Origin of the sequence: Chishuiella changwenlii (assembly GCF_900142565.1) — a bacterium.
Classification (GTDB): domain Bacteria; phylum Bacteroidota; class Bacteroidia; order Flavobacteriales; family Weeksellaceae; genus Empedobacter; species Empedobacter changwenlii.
The window spans coordinates 238,243-262,842 of the sequence record NZ_FRBH01000001.1; the positions used below are offsets into that span (position 1 = coordinate 238,243).

At 29.8% G+C, this 24,600-nt stretch carries 19 protein-coding genes; 8 read left to right on the forward strand and 11 right to left on the reverse strand.

Translation table 11 applies throughout. The features are described from left to right. Positions 1–77: 77 nt before the first annotated feature. Positions 78–1,100 carry a pyruvate dehydrogenase complex E1 component subunit beta gene (locus BUA86_RS01085; protein WP_262891206.1) on the reverse strand — a complete coding sequence of 341 codons (1,023 nt, stop codon included), beginning with the start codon at positions 1,098–1,100 and terminating at the stop codon, positions 78–80. 168 nt (positions 1,101–1,268) lie between these two features. Continuing rightward, entirely contained in the window at positions 1,269–2,174 is a 906-nt protein-coding gene (locus BUA86_RS01090) for an EamA family transporter (protein WP_072929050.1), read from the reverse strand. A 78-nt stretch (positions 2,175–2,252) separates the two neighbouring features. Between BUA86_RS01090 and BUA86_RS01095 the strand changes: the two genes are divergently transcribed. Further along, on the forward strand, positions 2,253–2,693 hold the full coding sequence (locus tag BUA86_RS01095; protein WP_072929051.1) for a nucleoside deaminase: 441 nt from the start codon (positions 2,253–2,255) through the stop codon (positions 2,691–2,693). Here the strand turns inward: BUA86_RS01095 and BUA86_RS01100 are convergent. Next, the gene (locus BUA86_RS01100; RefSeq protein WP_072929053.1) at positions 2,690–3,436 is read right to left on the reverse strand and encodes an alpha/beta fold hydrolase; all 747 of its coding nucleotides are present in this window, start codon (positions 3,434–3,436) and stop codon (positions 2,690–2,692) included. The genes BUA86_RS01095 and BUA86_RS01100 overlap by 4 nt on opposite strands. Before the next feature lie 49 nt (positions 3,437–3,485). Between BUA86_RS01100 and BUA86_RS01105 the strand changes: the two genes are divergently transcribed. After that, positions 3,486–3,815 (forward strand): hypothetical protein, encoded by a 330-nt coding sequence (locus BUA86_RS01105; protein ID WP_072929055.1) that lies wholly within the window; start codon positions 3,486–3,488, stop codon positions 3,813–3,815. 67 nt (positions 3,816–3,882) lie between these two features. Further along, entirely contained in the window at positions 3,883–4,467 is a 585-nt protein-coding gene (locus BUA86_RS01110; RefSeq protein ID WP_072929057.1) for a hypothetical protein, read from the forward strand. Between the two features lie 3 nt (positions 4,468–4,470). Here BUA86_RS01110 and BUA86_RS01115 read toward each other — a convergent pair whose 3' ends face one another. The 3 genes from BUA86_RS01115 to argH all read right to left on the reverse strand — a co-directional run bounded on the left by BUA86_RS01115 (position 4,471) and on the right by argH (position 6,892). Further along, positions 4,471–5,076, reverse strand: a complete 606-nt coding sequence (locus BUA86_RS01115) for a hypothetical protein (RefSeq protein ID WP_072929059.1) — start codon at positions 5,074–5,076, stop codon at positions 4,471–4,473. Between the two features lie 62 nt (positions 5,077–5,138). Next, entirely contained in the window at positions 5,139–5,363 is a 225-nt protein-coding gene (locus BUA86_RS01120) for a hypothetical protein (protein WP_072929061.1), read from the reverse strand. 227 nt (positions 5,364–5,590) lie between these two features. Then, entirely contained in the window at positions 5,591–6,892 is a 1,302-nt protein-coding gene (argH, locus tag BUA86_RS01125) for an argininosuccinate lyase (protein ID WP_072929063.1), read from the reverse strand. Between the two features lie 706 nt (positions 6,893–7,598). On the opposite strand from argH, the gene BUA86_RS01130 reads away from it, so the two are divergent. The 3 genes from BUA86_RS01130 (at position 7,599) to BUA86_RS01140 (ending at position 15,369) form a co-directional block, all read left to right on the forward strand. Further along, the gene (locus tag BUA86_RS01130) at positions 7,599–10,361 is read left to right on the forward strand and encodes a bifunctional aconitate hydratase 2/2-methylisocitrate dehydratase (protein ID WP_072929065.1); all 2,763 of its coding nucleotides are present in this window, start codon (positions 7,599–7,601) and stop codon (positions 10,359–10,361) included. Positions 10,362–10,646: 285 nt separating this feature from the next. Then, entirely contained in the window at positions 10,647–12,911 is a 2,265-nt protein-coding gene (locus BUA86_RS01135; protein WP_072929067.1) for an aconitate hydratase, read from the forward strand. Positions 12,912–13,032: 121 nt separating this feature from the next. Next, positions 13,033–15,369 (forward strand): transthyretin-like family protein, encoded by a 2,337-nt coding sequence (locus tag BUA86_RS01140; protein ID WP_072929069.1) that lies wholly within the window; start codon positions 13,033–13,035, stop codon positions 15,367–15,369. On the opposite strand, the gene BUA86_RS01145 is transcribed toward BUA86_RS01140, so the two are convergent. The 5 genes from BUA86_RS01145 to BUA86_RS01165 all read right to left on the reverse strand — a co-directional run bounded on the left by BUA86_RS01145 (position 15,366) and on the right by BUA86_RS01165 (position 22,390). After that, the gene (locus tag BUA86_RS01145) at positions 15,366–18,737 is read right to left on the reverse strand and encodes a hypothetical protein (protein WP_229731812.1); all 3,372 of its coding nucleotides are present in this window, start codon (positions 18,735–18,737) and stop codon (positions 15,366–15,368) included. The genes BUA86_RS01140 and BUA86_RS01145 overlap by 4 nt on opposite strands. A gap of 94 nt (positions 18,738–18,831) precedes the next feature. Further along, positions 18,832–19,884 (reverse strand): glycosyltransferase family 9 protein, encoded by a 1,053-nt coding sequence (locus tag BUA86_RS01150; RefSeq protein ID WP_072929073.1) that lies wholly within the window; start codon positions 19,882–19,884, stop codon positions 18,832–18,834. A gap of 113 nt (positions 19,885–19,997) precedes the next feature. Beyond that, a complete protein-coding gene (locus BUA86_RS01155) occupies positions 19,998–20,702 on the reverse strand; it encodes an SDR family oxidoreductase (RefSeq protein WP_072929075.1) in 705 nt (234 codons plus the stop codon). A gap of 6 nt (positions 20,703–20,708) precedes the next feature. Next, positions 20,709–21,485 (reverse strand): SH3 domain-containing protein, encoded by a 777-nt coding sequence (locus BUA86_RS01160; RefSeq protein WP_072929077.1) that lies wholly within the window; start codon positions 21,483–21,485, stop codon positions 20,709–20,711. A 128-nt stretch (positions 21,486–21,613) separates the two neighbouring features. Then, positions 21,614–22,390: an enoyl-CoA hydratase/isomerase family protein gene (locus BUA86_RS01165; RefSeq protein WP_072929079.1), complete on the reverse strand. Its 777-nt coding sequence runs from the start codon at positions 22,388–22,390 to the stop codon at positions 21,614–21,616. Positions 22,391–22,638: 248 nt separating this feature from the next. Between BUA86_RS01165 and BUA86_RS01170 the strand changes: the two genes are divergently transcribed. Beyond that, the gene (locus tag BUA86_RS01170) at positions 22,639–24,033 is read left to right on the forward strand and encodes an anthranilate synthase component I family protein (protein ID WP_072929081.1); all 1,395 of its coding nucleotides are present in this window, start codon (positions 22,639–22,641) and stop codon (positions 24,031–24,033) included. Positions 24,034–24,036: 3 nt separating this feature from the next. Then, positions 24,037–24,600: an anthranilate synthase component II gene (locus tag BUA86_RS01175; RefSeq protein ID WP_072929084.1), complete on the forward strand. Its 564-nt coding sequence runs from the start codon at positions 24,037–24,039 to the stop codon at positions 24,598–24,600.

The window sequence follows — 24,600 nt, forward strand, 5'->3', positions numbered from 1 at the left end:
GACGTAGTTAAAAAAAATAAAGCCTAGCAAATTATATGCTAGACTTTACAAATATAGATGTTTATCTTATATTAATGTTATTTATACATAACTGATTTTACAGCTTCTACAACATCTTTTGCATTTGGTATCCAAGCTTCATATAAGTTTGGTGCATAAGGTGCAGATGTATCTTTTGTTGTAATACGCTTAATTGGTGCATCAAGATAATCGAATGCTTTTTGTTGAACCATATAAGTAATTTCTGAAGCAACTGAAGCAAATGGCCAAGCCTCTTCTAAAACTACTAAACGATTTGTTTTCTTTACAGATTTAAAAATTGCATCGTAATCTAATGGACGAACAGTACGTAAATCGATAACCTCTACACTAATTCCTTCTTTAGCTAATTCATCAGCAGCAATGTATGCTTGCTTAATAATTTTACCAAAAGAAACCAATGTTACATCAGTACCTTCACGTTTTATTTCAGCTTTACCAATCTCTATTGTATATTCTTCATCTGGCATTTCCATTTTATCTCCATACATCTGTTCAGATTCCATGAAAATAACTGGATCATTATCTCTAATTGCAGATTTAAGTAATCCTTTTGCATCATATGGGTTAGATGGAACGATTACTTTAAGTCCTGGTACATTTGCATACCAGTTTTCAAAAGCTTGTGAATGTGTTGCTCCTAACTGACCAGCAGATGCTGTTGGCCCTCTAAAAACGATTGGACAATTAAACTGTCCTCCAGACATTTGATAAATTTTTGCAGCATTATTGATAATTTGATCAATAGATACTAACGAGAAGTTGAATGTCATATATTCTACAATAGGACGACATCCAGTCATTGCAGAACCAACTGCAATTCCAGAGAAACCTGCTTCTGCAATTGGAGAATCGATGACACGTTTTGCACCAAATTCGTCTAACATTCCTTTAGAAGCTTTGTAAGCTCCGTTATATTCTGCTACTTCTTCTCCAATCAAGAAAATAGATTCATCGCGACGCATTTCTTCACTCATTGCTTCAGCGATCACCTCTCTAAATGTTTTTATAGCCATTTTATGCGATTTCTTTACGTAATTATATTTTTTCCTAAAGCAAATGTAATAAAAAACTTATGAATTATAAATACTCTCGTGTACGAATAAAAAAAATCCCAAAATAGACAGAGCTATTTTGGGAGATTATACTTGAAATATTTATTTATTTTTTAGAACCTCATTTTACTTTATACATTTTACTTTGTACATTTTACTTTGTACAAAAAATCATTACAATACTTTTCTTCGATTTGTTGTTAGCTTATAAATTGTTTGAATATTAAACACAAAAATTGCTATAAAAATTAAACTATAACCCATTATTTGTACAAAAGAAATTGACTCTTTGTAATAAAAAATTGCCAGTAAAAAATTTGTGATGGGATTAAGGTAAATTAACACTCCAACTGTTGAAGAATCAATTCCTTTTAAAGCAAAATTATTTAAGAACATAGGAATAATTGTAAACATTACAACAATCATCATTATACATCTGTAAAAGATAGGTTCTTTTGGTATTTCACCAGCAAATGTAAAAACCAATGGCAACATTAAAACAGCAACAATTAATAACTGTGTCATTAATAAATTGAAACTATCAAAAATTTTCAAACTCCTTTGTATAATAATGTAAAGTGCAAAGGAACAAGCTACTATAAGACTATAAAACAAGTCTATAAAATGACCTATAGAAAGAATTCCACAAGCAAGGAGACTAATAATTACAGCCAACCATTTTACTTTTGTAAGTTGTTCTTTTAAAATAACAAACGCTAAAACAGTTGTAATAATTGGACAAACCAAATAAGATAATGATGCTGCTTGTACACTTATATTATTCATTACAATAATAAATGACAACCAATTGGTCATTAATATTAACGACCCTCCAATGATTAGTGTAGCTAATTTATTTCTTTGTTTTTTTTCTAAAGAAGAAAATAATTGCCAGTCTTGTTTTATTTTTTTCCTTCTAAAACTAACATTAATAATAACCAAGAAGAAAACTGATACGTATAATCTAAAAAATAAAATATCCAATGGCGGGTAACTTGCAATAGGTTTTAGTCCGAAACTAAAAAATCCCCACATCAAATATGTAATAATTGCTGCAAAAATATAATTAGACTGTTTCATTTCCTGAGTATCAATTTTTACAAATGTATTGAATATACAAATCTGAATTGATTATTTTTGTTTTTTATTTTACATATCATGGAGAACTTATTTACAGACGAATATTTTATGCGAATTGCCTTAAAAGAGGCGGATACAGCTTATGAAAGAGATGAGATTCCTGTAGGGGCTATTGTGGTATGTAACAATAAAATTATTGCTAAAGCACATAATCTAACAGAAACATTAACAGATGTTACAGCACATGCAGAAATGCAAGCTATTACTTCTGCTGCAAATTACTTAGGAGGTAAATATTTACAAGATTGTACACTTTATGTAACATTAGAACCATGTGTAATGTGTGGTGGTGCCTTATATTGGAGTCAAATATCTAAAGTTGTATATGGTGCATCAGACGAAAAAAGAGGATTTAAAAGTAAAATAGGAGAATTACATCCAAAAACTCAAATTATTTCTGGTGTTTTAGAAAATGAATGTAGTGAATTAATGAAAAGCTTTTTCTTAAGTAAGCGCTAAATATTTTTCAAGATATTTAATACGTCATCAAAATGTTCTATATAAGCCATATGTCCACCATCAAATTTATAAACATGTACATTTGGAGTTTCGGGAATGAGTGTTAAAAACAATTCTGGATTAACAGTTTCGTCATTCATTCCAACGATAATATAAATCCCTCCTTTAAAATCATATAAAATTGATGAACGATTAGGACGTTCTCTCATTCCTTTTAAAGCAGAACAAACTCCTTCAACAGGTGTTTTTAGAGCAATATTTTTAACAAATTCTATTTCTTCTTTATATTTTTCTCTGTGATGTTTCGCAAATAAATTAGGTATACTTAAATTAACCAAACCTTTTAGATTTTTCTTTGCAGTTTCACAAGCTTTTAATCGTTGTGCTTTTTTAGCATCATCATCTGGCAAAGTTGAAGAATTAATTAAAACTATATTATCTACTCTATTTGCATACAAATCTGCAATTGCAGCTACTACATAACCTCCCATAGAGTGACCTATAAAAGTCGCTCTATCAATATTCAACTTATCTAAGACGGAAATGACTTCTTCTGTCATATAGTCTATTGTATTTATATCATGTAAATTTTCAGATTTCCCATGTCCAGGTAAATCAATTGTTATTATTTGATAATTATCTTTTAGCTTGTTAATCAAATTATTCCAAATTTCTAAACTCTCTAAAAACCCATGTAAAAAGACTAAAGTTTCACCTTTTCCAAAAAAATTATAATATAACATACTAGTTTGGTTTAATTTTTGCTAATCAAATGTTTACAATTTTATTACAATGAGGAGATATAGTCCTATCATCATATTATGCACTGCGATTGGATGCGCTTTTACCTTAAGTAGAGTGTACCAACCCCAACGTGACGCTCAACAAGAGCAAAAAAATTCGAATTCTGATAACAAAGATATTGCACTTTCTTCTATAAAAGAAAGCTTTAATAATCTTTTAAATTTTGATGTAAGTCTAAGAAAGACAAAAAAAGAACATCACACTAAAAATTCTAATCAAACAAAGAACACTCAAATTACTTTTGATACTTTAAAAAAAGATGATGTTAAATCTGCTCCTATATTAATGCTTGATGATTTAGTGAAAAAGAATTTTTAAATTCAACTAATCACTATTGTAGAGATAAACCTAAAATAATTACATTTACATCTTAATTTTCTGAAGCATGAGATGGACTTTTATTATATTTACTTTAGCTTTATTTTTTTACAGTTGTGAAAATAAATCAACACCAACAATATACCCAAGTAAAATTGGAGTAGATAGTGCTTATCAGACTCTAGCTTTAAAAAACAAAAAAATTAAAGAAGAAAAAATTCCTCAGAAAAAAATACTTAAAACAAAAGTAGCTTCTTTAAAAAAGCCTTCAACAAGTACTTCTGCAGTTACCACATCTGATAGAATTATACCATTTAGCAAAGATAATACGACACAAAATTTAGTTATTAGTTACGCAAAAGCAAATGCTGAAGTAACTAAAATAGCTAAACAAACAAATACATTTACTTTTGATTCAGATTCAGCTAAAAAAGTTTGGATAAAAATATCTGCTCAAGATTCAACAGCAAATATTAGAATTAATCATATAAAAGGACCTGGCGATACTATAAAAGGAGGACCATTTGGAAAAGAAACAATTTTTAATTTACCTGCGCGAGGAATTTATCAATTTTCTGTTTCTGAAAAACCTACAAATAAAAATCCTTATGCTGGTAAATATAAAGTTGAATTAAAACTTTTATGGAAGTAAATCTTATTTATAATATAAAATATAGTTAAGAGAATAATTTCCAAATAATTCTTGTTTTGCCAAAATAGAGTTTTTTTGATTCTTGAATTGAATAAATACATCTGATTTCTTTTTTGTTTTAATTAAATCAAAGTATCCATTTGCTTCAGCACAAAATAAATTATCATAACTAGATTCAATTCCTATTAAATAATTGTTTTTATCAGACGATTCTATTGTGAAATTTACAGGGAAAACATATTTCCCATTATAGTTTTTATCTACAAGAAACCATTTATCATTTAAAAGGTTTTGACTCTCATTTCCTTTTTTTGATATAACTGGTTTAAAATAATATATTTCATTACAGAAGTTTTTATTTTTCCCTTTAGACTCAAACAAAAATTCTATTGCAACAATTTCTATTTCTTTCTTTTTTGGTAAATGCAAATTAGACAGTAACATCATTCCTCCGTTTGTATGATCTGTTAATCGTTCTATCTTATTAAATTTAGGACGAAACGTTTCATAATTTGAATATGAAGTTATTTGCACCTCATCTAATGAAATTGATAAGGTATCTTGAGCGAAGAGAGTTACTGAAAAAATAAAGAATAATATAAACTTCATTTTGTAAAAATAAAAAAGGTTGCCCACTTGGACAACCTTCTTTATATTAAGCTTCGCTTTGATTAGTGAGCTGGAGCTGCTTCTGTTGTTGCTGGAGCTACTGCTGCAGAATCAACTGGAGTTACTGCTGCAGAATCAACTGGAGCTACTGCTGCAGAATCAACTACTGCTGTTGCAGAATCAACTACTGGTGCTTCTTCTACTGGTGCTTCTTCAGTTTTCTCTCCACAAGATACTGCTCCTAATGATAAAGCTGCTACTGCAACTACTGCGAAAAATTTTTTCATCTTTTTAAATTTTATTGATTAATTGTTATTATTTAACAAGTCAAATCTAAGGTGATTTTAGCACTGATAATCAAAAAATAGTTGTAACTATTTTGTAAAACTGTTTTTATTTTACAAAATACATTAATACAATCACTTAACTTAAATAAATTCCGAAATTATGAAATATAAATACATAAAAAAACCTCAAAAATGAGGCTCTTTTTATTGTATTTTATATTGCATTATTATTTTGCAACACTATTTTCTAATTTAAATTTTTCAATCTTATTAAAAATTAAATCTAATCGTAAATTATGAACACTTCCTATGTGCGAAGTCTGGAATTCTTTATGTGGAATATAGGTACCATTTTCTACAGATAATCCTACTTCTCTATAAGCATCTCTAAATGGCGTTCCATTTTTAATTGCTTCATTAATATTCTCTACAGTATAAATAGGATCATATTTATCTTGATTCATATAATCATTCTTTATTTGAAGTTGCGGAATTGCAAATGTCAAAATATCAATAATATTATCAAACTGCATCATCGGTTCAAATAAAATTTCTTTCAAGATTTGATAATCACGATGGTAACCACTAGGTAGATTATTTATTGTAATAATAATATCTGTTGGTACTGCTTGTATACGATTACAATGCGCTCTAGTTAATTCAAAAACATCTGGATTTTTCTTATGTGGCATAATAGAAGAACCAGTTGTCATTTCGTTTGGTAATTTAACAAAACCTAAATCTTGAGAATTATATAAAACCAAATCATAAGACATTTTAGATAATGTTCCTGCAATCATTGCCAAAGCTGTCGCAACAGATTTCTCTGTTTTACCTCTTAATATTTGAGCACCTACAGAAGAAACTAAAACTTCTGAAAAACCTAACTCTTGTGTAGTTTGTAAACGGTCGATTGGAAAACTTGTTCCAAAACCTGCACCAGAACCTAAAGGATTTTGATCTGAAATTTTATATGCAGCTTCAAAAAAATACAAATCATTAAGTAAACTTTCTGCATAAGCCGAAAACCACATACCAAAACTACTTGGCATTGCTGCCTGAAAATGTGTGTAACCTGGCAACAAATGATTTTTAAATTCTTCTGCTTTCTGAAGAAATATTTCAATTAGGTTGATAATTTTTTGGGTAACTTGTTTTAAATATTCTTTTTCAAAAAGTTGAATCGCAACCAAAACTTGATCGTTCCGAGAACGAGCTACATGAATTTTCTTTCCTGCATCTCCAGTCTTTTCTATTAAATAAGCTTCAATTTTAGAATGTACATCTTCAAAGCCTTCATCAACATTAAAATTATTATCTGCTATTAATAATAAAATTTCATCTAATGCTTGCTGTAAAGCGTCATTCTCTTCATTGGTAATTAACCCTGTTTTCGCTAACATATTTGCCTGAGCCTTAGAAGCCAATGCATCATGCTTTGCAAGATAGACATCTAATTCTCTATCCTTACCAATTGTAAATTTCTCGATTTTATCATTAATGGTAAAACCTTTATCCCAAAGTTTCATATTTATGAATCATAAATTAAGGCGCAAATTTAATAAATTAATGTATAATATTTCACTAAATATTCAAAAATATTAATTTTAATGAATATTTATACAAATATAAATTATTTTAATCATTTTTGAGAAATCATTAAATGATTAATACTTATTTAGATGATTGATTATTGATTTTTCAGATTTTTAACTTAATAATTCAATTTCGTAAAAAAATATTAAAAAAATTATCAAGTTGACATTTTTAAGAACACTTATTTTTTAACTTATATTTTTTAGATTTAATAATTTATGAAAGTGGAATTTAGGTCTTTTTTATAATTGTTCTAAATTATTAAACAATAACTAAAATATATCATACTTTGATGAAAATTCATTACCATAAACGTAATTTTGTGAATAAACTTACAATTTAAATAAATTCATCGATTATGGCATTTCACAAAAATCAAACCAAAAGAAGGACTTAACGAAATCTCGGTACTATGATCCTTTTTGAAAACAAGTACCATAACGCCACTTCGAACAGTCAAATAAAATATTCTATCTGTACTTGAAAAGTTTCGAAACTAGAAATAAAACATACGTATTGTTTTGAAGTTTTAGAATGTTATAAAATGCAGATAACAATCATTAATATAAAGTATACAAGTTGACTAAAAAAAGTTTTATACACTTTTAAAACAACTTACTAATAAAAAAGATTACAACTATGAGCCTTTACGAGGATTACATCAAAGAAATTGAAGAAAGAAAAAATGAAGGGCTTAATCCTAAGCCAATAGATGGTGCAGAATTATTAAGCGAAATCATCGAACAAATTAAAGATTCAGATAATGCACACAGAGCAGAATCTTTAAAACTTTTTATATACAACACATTACCTGGTACAACTGCTGCTGCAGGAGTTAAAGCGAAATTTTTAAAAGAAATAATTTTAGGAGAAGCTACTGTAGCTGAAATTACTCCTATTTATGCTTTTGAATTATTATCTCACATGAAAGGAGGACCTTCTATTGAAGTTCTTTTAGATTTAGCTTTAGGTAATGATATCGAAATTGCAAAACAAGCTGCTGCAGTTCTTAAAACACAAGTTTTCTTATACGAAGCAGATACTGATCGTTTAAAAGATGCTTACACAAGTGGTAACGAAATTGCTAAAGAAATCTTAGAAAGCTATGCTAAAGCAGAATTCTTTACAAAATTACCAGAAGCTCCAGAAGAAATTAAAGTTGTAACATACATTGCTGCTGAGGGTGATATTTCTACAGATTTATTATCTCCAGGTAACCAAGCACACTCTCGTTCTGATCGTGAGTTACATGGAAAATGTATGATTACGCCAGAAGCACAAGCAGAAATTAAAGAATTACAAGCTCAACATCCTGATGCAAGCGTTATGTTAATCGCTGAAAAAGGAACAATGGGAGTTGGTTCTTCTCGTATGTCTGGTGTTAACAATGTTGCTTTATGGACAGGAAAACAAGCAAGTCCTTACATTCCTTTCGTAAACATTGCTCCTATTGTTGGTGGTACAAACGGAATTTCTCCAATTTTCTTAACAACTGTTGATGTTACTGGTGGTATCGGTATCGATTTAAAAAACTGGAAAAAACAAGTTGATGAAAACGGTGAAGTTGTTCGTAACGAAAATGGAGATCCTATTTTAGAAGAAATTTATTCTGTTGCAACTGGAACAGTTTTAACAATTAATACGAAAACTCAAAAATTATACAATGGTGAAGAAGAGTTAATTGATATTTCAAGATCATTAACTCCTCAAAAAATGGAATTCATCAAAGCTGGTGGTTCTTACGCTATCGTTTTTGGTAAAAAAATTCAAACATTTGCTGCTGAAACTTTAGGAGTTGAAGCTCCTGTAGTTTTTGCTCCATCAAAAGAAATTTCAAAAGAAGGACAAGGTTTAACAGCTGTTGAGAAAATCTTTAACAGAAATGCTGTTGGATCTACTCCAGGTAAAACTTTACATGCTGGTTCTGATGTACGTGTTAAAGTGAACATTGTAGGTTCTCAAGATACTACAGGTTTAATGACATCTCAAGAGTTAGAAGCAATGGCTGCTACAGTTATTTCTCCTACTGTTGATGGTGCATACCAATCAGGATGTCACACTGCATCTGTATGGGATAAAAAAGCACAAGCTAACATTCCTAAGTTAATGAAATTTATGAATGACTTTGGATTAATTACAGCTCGTGATCCTAAAGGAGAATATCATTCAATGACTGACGTTATTCACAAAGTTTTAAATGATATTACAATTGACGAGTGGGCAATTATTATTGGTGGAGATTCACACACACGTATGTCTAAAGGTGTTGCTTTTGGTGCCGATTCTGGTACAGTTGCATTAGCTTTAGCTACTGGAGAAGCTTCTATGCCAATTCCAGAATCTGTAAAAGTTACTTTTAAAGGAAGTATGAAAGAACACATGGATTTCCGTGATGTTGTTCATGCAACTCAATCTCAGATGTTAAAACAATTTGGAGGTGAAAACGTATTCCAAGGTCGTATTATCGAGGTTCATATTGGTACATTATTAGCTGATCAAGCTTTTACATTTACTGACTGGACTGCTGAGATGAAAGCGAAAGCTTCTATTTGTATTTCTCAAGATGAAACATTAATCCAATCATTAGAAATTGCAAAATCTCGTATCCAAATCATGATTGATAAAGGAATGGAGAATAAAAACAATGTTCTTCACGGATTAATTGAAAAAGCTAACAAACGTATCGAAGAAATTAGATCTGGTGCTAAACCAGCTTTAACTCCAGATGATAATGCTAAATATTACGCAGAAGTTGTTATTGACCTTGATATTATTGAAGAGCCAATGATTGCTGATCCAGACGTAAACAATGCAGATGTTTCTAAACGTTATACACACGATACAATTAGAGATCTTACTTACTACGGAGGTGATAAGAAAGTTGATTTAGGTTTCGTAGGATCTTGTATGGTTCACAAAGACGATTTAAAAATTGTTTCTCAAATGTTGAAAAATGTTGAAAAACAAAACGGAGAAGTTAAATTCAACGCTCCATTAGTTGTTGCTGCACCTACTTACAATATCATCGACGAATTAAAAGCTGAAGGTGATTGGGATTTATTACAAAAATACTCAGGATTTGAGTTTAGTGATTTATTACCTAAAAACACTGCTCGTACAGAATATGAAAACATTATGTACTTAGAGCGTCCTGGTTGTAACCTTTGTATGGGTAACCAAGAAAAAGCTGAAAAAGGAGATACTGTAATGGCTACTTCTACTCGTTTATTCCAAGGACGTGTAGTAGAAGATAGAGATGGTAAAAAAGGTGAGTCTTTATTAGCTTCAACTCCAGTAGTTGTTCTTTCTGCAATCTTAGGTAGAATACCAAATATTGAAGAGTACAAAGCTGCTGTAGAAGGAATTAATTTAACAAAATTCACTCCTATTTCTACTAAATAATCAAGAATTAAAATTGATATAATACAAGAGCGTATCCAACTTATGGATACGCTCTTTTTTATTGAGGAATTTCTAATTTATATTTAAAATGTAAAAAAAGATTATAAGATGAGTATTTCTTAATTCTTAACCTCTAACTTTTAATTAGAAAATTAAATCAATATACGTTAGATAGAATCGTTTTAAATTGGGAAACTTTAAACTAAATTTCACACAATGGCATGATAAAAGTAGTAAATTGTAGTATAGATTTTTACTAATAAAATTGAATTTAAATTAATTATTATGGCATTTGATATAGACATGATTAAAGGCGTTTACGCTAAAATGCAAGAACGTGTTGATGCTGCTAAAGCTATTGTAGGACGTCCTTTAACCTATTCAGAGAAAATTTTATACGCGCACTTATTCGACGGTCAACCAACAGCTGCTTACACAAGAGGAGAATCTTATGTTGATTTTACTCCTGATAGAGTAGCTATGCAAGATGCAACAGCACAAATGGCCTTATTACAATTTATGCAAGCTGGTAAAGTAAAAACAGCTGTACCTTCAACTGTTCACTGTGATCACTTAATTCAAGCAAAAGTTGGAGCAAAAACAGATTTACAAGAAGCAATAAACAAATCATCAGAAGTTTTTAATTTCTTAGAATCTGTTTCAAATAAATATGGAATTGGATTTTGGAAACCTGGTGCAGGAATTATACATCAAGTTGTTTTAGAAAATTACGCATTCCCTGGTGGAATGATGATTGGAACGGATTCACATACACCAAACGCTGGTGGACTAGGAATGGTTGCAATTGGTGTTGGTGGAGCTGACGCTGTAGATGTAATGGCTGGTATGCCATGGGAATTAAAAATGCCAAAGCTTATTGGTATTAAATTAACAGGTGAACTTTCTGGTTGGGCATCTCCAAAAGATGTTATTTTAGAAGTTGCAGGTTTATTAACTGTAAAAGGTGGAACAGGTGCAATTGTAGAATATTTCGGAGAAGGTGCTGAATCTTTATCTGCAACAGGAAAAGGAACAATTTGTAACATGGGTGCAGAAATTGGAGCAACTACTTCTATTTTCGCATACGATGATGCTTCTGAGCGTTATTTAAGAGCTACTGACAGAGATGATGTTGCTGATGCAGCAAATGAGCTTAGAGCATATTTACGTTCAGATGATGAAGTTTATTCTAATCCAGAAAATTTTTACGATCAATTAATCGAAATTAATTTATCTGAATTAGAGCCTCGTTTAAATGGTCCTTTTACGCCAGATTTAATGACACCTGTTTCTAAAATGAAAGAAACTGCTGCTGCTAATGGATGGCCAATGGATGTTGAATGGGGATTAATTGGTTCTTGTACAAATTCATCTTACGAAGATTTATCTCGTGCAGCTTCAATTGCTCAACAAGCAATAGACAAAGGATTAGTTACAAAATCTTCTTTCGGAATTAACCCTGGTTCTGAACAAGTAAGATATACAGCAGACAGAGATGGTTTCTTAAAAACATTTGAAGATTTAGATGCTGTTATTTTTACAAACGCTTGTGGTCCTTGTATTGGACAATGGGATCGTGAAGGAGCAGATAAAGAAGAAAAAAATACAATCGTTCATTCATTCAATCGTAATTTTAAAAAACGTGCCGATGGAAATCCTAATACATATGCCTTTGTAACTTCACCAGAAATGGTTGCTGCAATTGCAATCTCTGGTCGTTTAGATTTTAATCCATTAACGGATAAATTAATCAATAAAAATGGCGAAGAAGTAATGTTAGATGCTCCAAAAGGAGAGGAATTACCAGCAAACGGTTATGCTTATGAAGATAACGGTTACCAAGCACCTGTAGAAGATGGTTCTAATGTAGAAGTTATTGTTAATCCAAGTTCAGAGCGTTTACAATTGTTAGCAGGTTTTAAACCTTGGAATGGACAAAACATTACTGGAGCTAAATTATTAATTAAAGCCTATGGTAAATGTACTACAGACCACATTTCTATGGCTGGTCCTTGGTTACGTTTCCGTGGACATTTAGATAATATTTCTAACAATACTTTAATTGGAGCTGTAAATGCTTTTAACGAGGAAGTAAACTCTGTAAAAAATCAGTTAACTGGTGAATATGGTCCAGTTCCAGATACTGCAAGAGCTTATAAAGCTGCTGGAGTTCCTTCTATAATTGTTGGTGACGAAAACTATGGTGAAGGTTCTTCTCGTGAGCATGCTGCCATGCAACCTCGTCATTTAGGTTCTGTTGCTGTATTAGTTCGTTCTTTTGCTCGTATCCACGAAACGAATCTTAAAAAACAAGGAATGTTAGCCTTAACTTTTGCAGACAAAGCTGATTATGATAAAATACAAGAAGATGATATATTCAATTTCTTAGATTTAACTGAGTTTACTCCAGGAAAACCACTTAAAATAGAATTGGTTCATGCAGATGGTTCTAAAGATATAATTTTAGCCAACCACACTTACAATGAACAACAAATTAAATGGTTTAAAGCTGGTTCTGCATTAAATTTAATTAAAGCACAAGAAGCATAAATTTAAATTATACATTATATTATCAATACAATCCCATTAACGAATATTATGTTAATGGGATTGTTATTTTATATTGATTTATTTTTTTATATTAGAGTAATCTAATCAATAACTTTACTTTATGAGGTCAAGGCTCTTACTTTTTTTATTTCTTTCATTTTCTTATTTAAATGCACAATCATTATTAGATAATGCGATTAAAAATTTAGAAAATAGTTATACTCAAGAAAAAGTTTACCTCCTATTAGATAAAAATGAATTTATTGCTGGCGAAAATAATTGGTTTAAAGCATTTGTTTTTAAAAACTATCAACTAACAGATATTTCGACAACATTATTTGTTGAATTATATGACGATAAAAAGAATTTAATCGACAAAAAGCGTGTTTTATTAATTAATGGACAAGGCGATAGTAGTTTTCAATTAAAAGAAGATTTACAAGAAAATATCTACTACATCAGAGCATATACAACCTATATGACAAATTTCTCTGAAGACTATCAGTACATTAAACCAATTCCTGTTTACAATAAAAATTCAACAAGAAAATTTGTATTAAATGATAAAGTGAAATGGAATGCAGAATTATTTCCAGAAGCAAATACATTTATAGAAAATCAAACTACAAAATTTGCCGTAAGATTATTTTCTAATGGTTTAAAACCATCTAAATGGTCGGGTTATGTAATTGATAAAAATAAACCTACAACTAAATTGGTTGAATTTGAAAACTATGATGAAAACGTAGCCGATTTTTATTTTAAAGCTGAATCTAATAAAAATTATGAACTAGTTGTTTTAGATGAAAGCGGGAACAAACAAGCAATTGACTTTCCTAAGCCACAAAAAAATGGGGTAAAGCTTGAAGTTATTTTACACCAGAATGAAGTTAAGTATCGTTTAAAAGCATTTGACATTTCAAATTCATTAAAAAATTATAAAATAGTTGCAACACTAAATAATCAATTAGTTTATAAAGCAGAGATTAAACAAAACACGGAACAATTATCTAATGGAATTCCACTAAATAAAAAATTGAATGGAATTTTACAAATCTCTATTTTCAACGAGAAAGATCAGTATGTTTCGAGTCGATTAATTTTTGTTCAACCAAATAAATTTTCGAAAAAACCTCAACTTAGTTTTGATGTCAATCAAAATAAAAGAACAAATAATTCAATTCAGATTATTAATCCTACAAGTAGTAATTATGCTGTATTAATTAATCAACTGCCAACTAACGAGAATTTATTAAGTGCTCTTTGGTTAACAGAAGATTTAAAAACATCAATCCAAAATCCTAATCAATATTTTTCTGAGGAAACGAATCTAAAAGCCTTAGATGCTTTATTAATTTCTGAAAAATGGAAAAAGTTTAATTGGAGCAGTTTAAGTTCTGGTCAACATCCTTTAATTAAGAATAAACCAGAGCCTTATTTATCTTATAAAGGTCGAGCTATAAAAAATGGTCAACCTATAACCAATTCAACCTTAAATTTCTTTATTAATTATCCTGATTCTAACAAAGAATTAGAAATGGTTGAAACTGATGAACAAGGGAATTTTTATTTAAAAAATATCATTTCAGAGGATGATTTTTCCATCAACTATTTTGAAAATTCTGCTCAGAAAAAATCAAAAGAAGAAACTTTTTTAAATATTTCGCTTGTCCCTTTAAACAACTTTGTTCCTTTAAAAAAAGAATTACCTCAATCTAATTACATTTTATCAGAAAAAGTAGTTGATGAAAATATTGCTTCAACTTATAGAGAACAACTTGAAAACAATAAGAAAATTGAGTCTAATAAGATTAGATTAAAAGAAGTTATTATTAGAGCTGAGAAAGAGAACAAAACAAAAAAATTAAACGACGAATTAGCAAGTTCTTTATTTAAAGGAATGTTTGATACAACATTTGATTTTGTAAATAACGATTACAATGTTCAGTCTTATCGAGACATGGCAGATTGGCTAAATGGAAGAGCTGCAGGAGTTACAACAGATCAAAATGGAGTTTATATTAGAATGTCACGAGCGAAAATATATATTAACGAAATGGAATCTGACTTTGAAGCATTTAAAGCTATCAATCCAAATGATGTTGCCATGCTAAAAGTATATAAAAATGCAGGCTTAATAAGCAATGCTGTTGCTATTTATACAAGAAGAGGAAATCATGTTTCTCCAGATTCTTCGGATTCTAAAAATTTATTTATAGTTAATGGATACAATAAAAGTGCAGATTTTCTTTCTATTGATGATTATGATAAAATTTATAAAAAAGTCCCAAGTGATATGAGAGAGGTTTTATACTGGAATCCTAACTTTTCTACAACTAAAGAGAATGAAGAAATTATAGAATATTACAACAACGATAATCCTAAGAATTATAATTTAACGATTATAGGTTTTGATAAAGATGGATTTCCTGTTTTTTATGAAGGAAAGATTAATTAAAATCTTGCTTGTACTTGTACACTTCCCGTATGTATAGGTTTATTTGTTTCTGTTTTTCGTCCATCGTAAGAAATGTTAAGCTGTAAAAAACTTGTAATCTGACGTTGTAATTGCAATTGCCAAACAAAGTTATTTCCGGCACGCAAACCTTCCATCATCTGGTTTCCTACAACAGATTCCTGATTACCTATAAATTTATTATTGATATAACTAAATGTTCCTAACAAGGTCATTTTTTCGGAATTATTCCACTGAATTTCTGTTCCTAAATCAGATTGATTTAAGCGTTCATTTCCTGTTGTATTTTTCTTATTCTGATAATTATAAAACAAAGATGCTATAATAGATTTATCTGTTTGATAGGTTATTTTTGGCGTTAATTTTATATTATTCAACTTGTATCTTCTCGTTGCAAATAATTCCGAATCACTTTTTATTGACATCAACTCTGTATCGAAACTAGCAATTAAATCTTGTAGAACTTTATATCTTGTTTGCAATAGAAAACTATCAGAATCGCGGTATTCTGTTCCTGTATATACATAGGTTTGAGATTGCTGTTGATTAAATATAAAATTAGTAGACCATTTATATTGTGTTCCTTGATTATAGAAAATAGAAGAACGTATATTTCTTGTTTTACTTAATAGTTTAGATGATTTTGTAAAAGGATTCCATTCAATTACCATCCCATCTTTACGAAGGGAGTTTGATGCAGAAATATTTTGTAAAAACATCCAACGATTCCAAAATTCATTATCAGAATTAAAAACTTGTTGTGGACGAAATCGTAAAGTGAAATTAAATAGATTTTTATTCGTTTTTAGATATTCTATTGTATTGGTATAAACACGGATATAATTAGCCTGATCTATAAATTCTGCCACCTCAAATTCATCTAATTGTTCTATTCCATCTGCATTATAATCTGTCCATTTATATATCCCCATTCCATCTGCAACTTTTATGTACTGAAACTCGCGTTGAGGCTCTACTCCACTCCCTACTTCATAATCAACATTTAACTGTAAACCTTGATTAAAAAATGCTTTGTACCATTTTACATTTCCAGTTACAAAATCTTCGTTTGGAGAATCTAAGTATTGATAGTTTACTTTTCTGTAATGAAAATTAAAACTTAATTGATGCGTTTGTTTCTGAATTAAAGTTGAATTTAAAATAGCTCCCGTACTTTGTTGAATATTCTGCCAATTCCCTAAACGAACAGAGTCATCTTGTCTTTTATAAACAGTTAAATCTATCTTATGTCCCAGAGAATCTGCAAAGCCTCCTTTCAACTGAAACTCATTCCATTTAAAACTTAAATCAGATTTTTTAGCATATGTAAAATCATCTATATCATTACTTTCTCCCCATACACGTGCTCCAACCCAAAACTTCTCTCCAACTTTTCTTTTTCCATCAACTATGTAACGAGAAAAGTTCGTATTCTGCAATGTAGATTTTGTTGATAGTAAATTAGCTTTTGCTACTAATTCATCTTTCTTTGTTATAAATTTTGTTTCAATTTCATTTCGGAAACCTTTGTATAGGCTAGAATTCTCTAAATAATCTAATTTATATTGCGTTGTTAATTTATCTTTCCAAGTTGCCGCTATTTTAGCTGTTACAAAATTTTGATCAACACCAATTAATTCATTCTCTAAATTAAAATCACGTGCAAACTCTACTGAACGTAAACGTTCTGCACTTTTATAATTTTTATTGATGTAACTCCATTCTAAGAAAGGAGTAATTTTCCATTCTTTAAACTGAAATTTCTTCTCTCCATAAATTCTCGTTGCTAAACCAGAATTATTATGATCGTCTATAGATGAAAATAAATTTTGATCATAATTACTCAATCCAAAATTAAATCCAACATTCCCATTATTCTTTAATTGATATTGACCATTTAATGTATAAATCTGTAACTTTTTAGGAGAAATTAAACGCTTTATTGGTTCATAATCTCCTTGTAAAATTCCAGAAATTGGTTCTGTATACTGAAAAACTTTCCCGTTTTGATTTGCATTTGCCTGACGATAATTTCCTTGATTTGGTCCTACATAAGTAAAAACAACCTGGTACAGCTCATCGCTCTGATTAGTTGAATATTCAAAAATATCCAAACCATTTAAATTTACTTTTCTATATAAAATTTTGTTCGAATCATAGGTTGCTAACTCAGCAGAAACAGCATACATTTTATCTACGTCATTTCCTGCATTAGAAAGAATTTCTTTTTCATCGTTCGTTAAATCATTTCCAAGCGAATTATTTTTAGAATCTTTTTGAGAATAAAAGAATCCTGATAATTTCAATCTTTCCGATTCATACTCAGCTCCACCATATAATAAAACCTGAGAATAATTTCTAGAGTTATATAAATACTCAACATTAATTCGAGTATTTGCTGTGATTAATCGGTTTGTAGTAAAGGAAATCTCTCCCGTATTATAATTAATTACATAATCGTTTTGTTCTCCTCTTTGCAATAAAACACCATCAATATAAACTCTTTCACTTCCAGAAATAATAATCACATATAATTCATTATTTCTACCAGAAAGCCTGTAAGGACCTTGATTTCCATCTTGTCCTATAAAATTTACACGCATAAACTCTCCTCGTGTTATACTTCCTGTTGCAAAAATATTGGTTGTAGATTTTTCTTTATCTAAACGAGTGGAAAGTTGTAAACCCGTAACTTTTTGATTGAATGGATTAAAATAATCTCGTTCTTGATTGGTATTAAGATCAATATGACCAGCTCTAATTTTAGAATTTTTACTAGCTAATTCGATGTAAACCTTATCAAACTCCTGAAGATTTTGTGTATAACCATCTGATTCTATTGGGACATTGTTATCAGCAATTGCAGCATTCACTGTAATATCGTCTGATAATTTCCCTGAAAGTTCTAGATCTAATGAAGATTGCACAGAGGCACTTTGGTTGTTTCCGAAACGAATTCCTCTAACCATAGAACCTTTACTATTTAATCCGCCAAAAACATCTTTATTTTCTTGATTTGATTTTACTTCTATTTGATGAAAAATATCAACTGGTTTTTCTTCATCAACAATTATATTGGGATTTTTTGCATAATAAACTGATTCTGCTAATTTAGGATTAACAAAATAATTTATTTTGACCATTTGCAAAGCCAATGATGATTGAAAATAAATTTCATTTCTCTCAAAATCAACTCTATATAAATCTTTAGAAATTGGAATTCCAGCAGAATCAAGAATCTGGAATTTCTCTTGAAGTATTCCTTTTTTAGTAAGTTTTATTGTATCCGTAACTCGAACAGAATCTTGGTAAAAGTTTGGATTTTTCCAATCAAATTTTTGTGCATGCAAAAAACTGCTCGCTATCAAAAAATATAGGAAAAATAAAACTCGAAACTGCAAAAGATTTTTACTGAATAACGTAAGTTTTAAACAAAAATTTCATTTACAATGAAAGCAATCTTTCGATTTCTTTCATTACACCTTGTTGATTATCATCTTTTGCAACAACAACCGCATTTTCATTCCCGTATGGTTTATATCTTTCTAAGAAACTTTCAGACTTAAATAAACCTATTGTTTTCGTTGGTGCAGCACAACTTAAATGCATCATACCAGAATCAGCAGCAACAACAATTTCGCAATTATACATTACAGCAGCAATTTCTCTAACATCTTTACTATAAAATTCTGGTAATCGACGTTGTAACATGGAGATATTTTCGACTGGTAATATTTCGATTAAATTATATTCTTCTGCATACTTTGGGTAAAAAAGCTCATAAAAAGTTGTCCACCATTCTTCACTATAACATTTTCCTCCGGTAGCGAATGTAAAAAATGCCAACGTTTTTTTATCAGAATTTTTCGTAACTCCTTCTAATATTTCTTTTCCTTTCTCTATTTCTTTATCCGTTAACTGAATATTTAAAGAAGGAACATGATTTACATTTAAAGGATGTCCAAATAATTCTAAGAATTTTCGAAATTGATAAACAGGATATTGAGCTTGATGTAACTGTATCTCTTGTTTTGTATCTGATATAAATTCGTCTCCGAAAAGTTTATATTTCGCTCTTGCTAAAGAGGCTGAAATTTTTCCAGAAGAAGATTCTTTTTCTACGTTAATTACTAAATCGTATTTCTTTTTCTTCACTTTAAACCAAACGTTTAAATAATTTCCAAACTCCTTTAAAGGTTTTTTAGGCAATTCTATTATTTGATTAATTTGTGGATAGTTTTCAAAAATAATTGGAGTAACTCTACCTTTTACAAAAAGATCTATTTGTACTTGTGGATTATAAGCAATAATTTCTTGAATTAAAGGAGTAATTAATAATGTATTTCCTAATCTATGATTTGGTCTACTTACAAGAACTTTATCTAGTTTTAAGACTTCATTTTTATTAATTTTATTTAATGAATCTTTACCTATTCCTCCTGTTAAGCTACGCATTATTTTGCGTCTATACTGATTAACCTTTGCTTTAAAACTCATAAATTTAGATTTTAAAATTGCTTTATAACTTGGCTACGAAGCTATGTAATCTATTGAAGAAAAAAAATATTTTTTTCTAATAAAAAAGACCTCAAAATGAGGTCTTTAAAAAATTATTTTGTTTTCGTTGGACGAACTTCTATTTTACTTGGTAAAACATTCGAATTCATTCGGAATAAATCGACAATCATCTGTCCTAAATCCTCTGGCTGTATTTTCCATGCATCAGCATCATTTGGCTTATGATCATTAAAATGAGAAGTTACAGAACCAGGCATTATTGTAGTACATTTTACGTCTAATTCTCGTAAATCTAACATCGCAGCTTGCGTAAAACCTACAACTCCAAATTTTGAGGCATTGTAACCTGCTCCATTTGCAAAGAAATTTGTTCCCGCTAATGAAGAAATCGAAATATAATGTCCTTTTGATTTTTTTAATTCTTCTACAGACGCTTTTAAACTATGAAATACACCTGTTAAGTTTGTATCAATCATTGCATTCCAATCCTCTAAACTCATTTCGTAAACTGGTGCAAATTTTCCTAAACCAGCATTTGCAATTACAAAATCTAATTGCCCAAAATTTGCAACAACATCAGCAACAGCTTTTTGTTCGTCTTCAAAATTACGAACATCAGATTGGATTGCTAAAACGTTCTGATTTCCTAAAAGATGCTTTGCGTTTTCTGCATCTTCTAAATTACGACCAGAAATAGCCACTTTAACGCCATTTTCTACTAAAGATTTTGCTATTCCAAAACCTATACCTTTTGTACCTCCCGTTATGTAAGCTACTTTATTTTCTATGTTTTGCATTGTATTTTATTTTTGATTTAACCAATTCCATTTACCATCTTTTCTATAGATAAAACCACCTTCTTTTGCATTATCTTGATGCACATAAATTGCATCATAATCTAATGTAGTAATTTCACTTTTAGAAATTCCATTTAAATTTCTTTTAATTCCATTTTTAGAATTTGACCAAAGTGGCGTTCCTTTCGGAATAACCGTTAAAATAGCAAAATCATAATTCTTAATTTTAAAAGGATCTTTATCTCCTCCCAAACCATAAATCTGACTTCCTGTTTTACGATTATCTACAATATATAAACGTACATTCCCTTTTGTATCAATCATTCTATATAAATAATCCACTACTCCATCTCCAAAAAAATCTCCTTTTATTGCAAAACATTGGTATGATTTTGCCAAATAAAAGTCATTAAATGCTGGATGAGAAGCTATTTCTTTTTCAAATTGATTGATAAAATTTTCTTGAGTTATTAAATAACCACTAAACGCATATACATATTGATTTAAAAGATCCTTATCAACATCTTCATCTAATAAAATACGAGTTGAAGAAGCTTCTATTTTAACCCAATTCCCATTAATAACTTTTCCATTATCTCGGATAATAAGAGCATCACCTTTTTCTAAAACTTTTACGGGATATCCGTAAGGTATTTTTCCTATTTTTTTACCGTTAGGACCTAATCTAACAGACAAACCTTCTTGTGCAATTACTTGATGTATTTCTTGCGAAAACGCAAAAGAACTCATCATTAAAATGAATCCTAGTATTATTTTTTTCATGCTGCGAAATTAAGAACCTTCTATCAAATAAAGCATAATGCCTATTTATTATTTTTATATTTATTTTCTATTGAACACTAAAAATTATGTGATTAGATTCTTTAAAAACTTAATTCAAGTAAATCGTTTTATTTAAAGTTTGGTTTTCTTTTTTCCACAAAAGCTGTTGTTCCTTCTTTAAAATCGTCTTCATCAAATAAGTTTCCGAAACTTTTAATTTCTATATCAAAACCAATCTCTTTGTCAGAAGCATTAATTGCTGTAATAGCATGACGAATTGCAACCGATGAATTTTGAGTAATCTTTGTAGCTATTTCTTTTACACGATTAATTAATTCTGTTTGTTCTACAACTTCATTTACTAAACCTATTTCATAAGCTCTGTCAGCAGAAAACATTTCGGCTGTCATTATCGCCTGCATTGCTCTTCCTTTTCCTATTAATTTTGGTAAACGTTGTGTTCCTCCATAACCTGGGATTAATCCTAATGTTACTTCTGGCAATCCTAATTTAGCATTTTTAGATGCGATACGAAAATGAGAAGCCATTGCCAATTCTAATCCTCCACCTAATGCAAAACCATTTACTGCTGCAATTACTGGTTTTGTAAATTTTTCTACTTTATCAAAAACATCTTGCTGCCCTTTCGCTGCTAATTGCTCACCTTGTTTTCCATCAAAACTTGCGAACTCTTTGATATCTGCTCCAGCAACAAAAGATTTTTCTCCTGATCCTGTTAAAATTACAACACGAATTGAGTCATCTACCAATGCTTCATCAAAAAAATGAGATAAATCTTCTAACAGATTTTTATTTAAAGCATTTAATGCTTGTGGGCGATTTAATGTGACTAAAGCAATTTTATTTTCAATCTCAACAATTAAATTCTCGTATGTATATTCCATTTGTTTCTGTTTTTTATTTCTATAAAAATAGTAATTGTTAAACGAACTAAAAATTTATCAAAAAATAATTTGCTTAAATAAAAATCATTTATACATTTGTCACAATGAAAACATTAATTGCAAATAACTGGTGGTGGTTTATCGGACAACAAAACGTTGGTTCGTAAGACCTCTATGTAGTTATATGTAGAAAAGGCTTGTCGGAACCGACAAGCCTTTTTTTGTGCTCTAAAATCAAAAATATTATCATGAATTTAAATTTCACTATACAAAAAGAAACTGTTTTAGCAGATTTAATAACACCTGTTCAACTTTATTTAAAGTTGAGAGATATTTATCCTAATGCATTGCTATTAGAGAGTTCTGACTATCATTCTAAGACAGATGCCAACTCATTTATCTGTCTTAATCCGATTGCTACTTTTAAAGTAACAAACGGAATTGTAAAGGAAACTTTTGCAAATGGAGAAACAAGAGAATATCCATTAAATGGACAAGATTTAACAACAAAGTTTAAAGAATTTACTACTCTTTTCAATGTTGAGAATGGAGATGATTTGTTAATTAATGGATTGTTTGGATATATAGCTTGGGATGCAATTCCTCATTTTGAAACTGTAAAATTTTCTGCAAAAGGAAATGAAGCAACTATCCCAGAGTTTTCATATTCTTTCTATCAAAACATTATCATTTTTAATCATTTTCATAATGAAATTCAATTCATAGAATTTCAGAATAAGGAAACAGTTTCTAACTTCTCAGATATAAAAAGTATTGTTTACAACAAATCAATTGTAGAATATCCTTTTAATGTAGAAAGTGAAATAGAATCTAACTTAACAGATGTTGAGTTTAAAGAAATTGTTTCTAAATGCAAGCAATCTTGTTTTCGTGGAGATGTTTTTCAGATAGTTCCATCAAGACAGTTTAAACAAAAGTTTTCGGGAGATGAATTTAATGTTTACCGAATTTTACGTTCAGTAAACCCTTCTCCCTATTTGTTTTACTTTGATTATGGAAATTATAAAATATTTGGTTCTTCGCCAGAAGCTCAAATTATCATTAATAATAATCATGCAGAAATTCATCCAATTGCAGGAACTGTTCGTAGAACTGGAAGTCCAGAATTAGACAAACAATTAACTGAGCAACTAATAGCAGATCCAAAAGAAAATGAAGAGCATGTAATGTTAGTGGATTTGGCTAGAAATGATTTAAGCAGAAATTCTGCTCATGTAGAAGTAGATCAATACAAGGAAATACAATATTTTTCTCACGTTATTCACATGGTTTCTAAAGTTACAGCACAATTAGATCCTACAATTAATACAATGAAAGTATTTGCAGATTCTTTTCCTGCAGGAACACTTTCTGGAGCTCCTAAATTTAAAGCTATGGAGTTATTAGATACTTACGAAAATCAAAACAGAGGGGTTTACGGAGGAGGAATTGGTTATATTGGTTTCAATGGAGATATCAACATGGCAATTGCAATCCGAACTTTTGTTAGTAAACAAAATACTTTATTTTTTCAGGCTGGTGCTGGTGTTGTTTCAAAATCAGTTGAGGAAAATGAATTACAAGAAGTTAATCACAAATTAGGCGCTTTACGTCGTTCTATCGAAATCGCCCAAAATCTATAAAACATGAAAATTTTAGTTATCGATAATTACGATTCTTTTACATATAATTTAGTACATAGTATAAAGAAATTTGCGAATGATATTACAGTTGTTCGTAATGATGAAATAAGTTTAGAAGAAGTTAATCAATACGACAAAATATTACTTTCTCCTGGTCCTGGAATTCCCGATGAGGCGAATCTTCTAAAACCAATTATTGAAAAATATGCTTCAACAAAATCTATTTTTGGAGTTTGTTTAGGTCAGCAAGCAATTGGAGAAGTTTTTGGTGGAACATTATTAAATACTCAAGAGGTTTTTCATGGAATAAAATCGGATGTAAAAGTGATTAAAGAGGATATTTTATTTAAAAATCTTTCAAGTGATTTAGAAGTTGGTCGTTATCATTCTTGGGTTGTATCAAATGAAAATTTTCCTGATGAATTAGAAATTACAGCAGTTGGACCTAAGGGAGAAATAATGGCATTACGTCATAAAAAGTTTGATGTTAGAGGTGTACAATTTCATCCAGAATCTATCTTAACACCAGATGGAGATGAAATGATAAGAAACTGGTTAGAAGCTTAA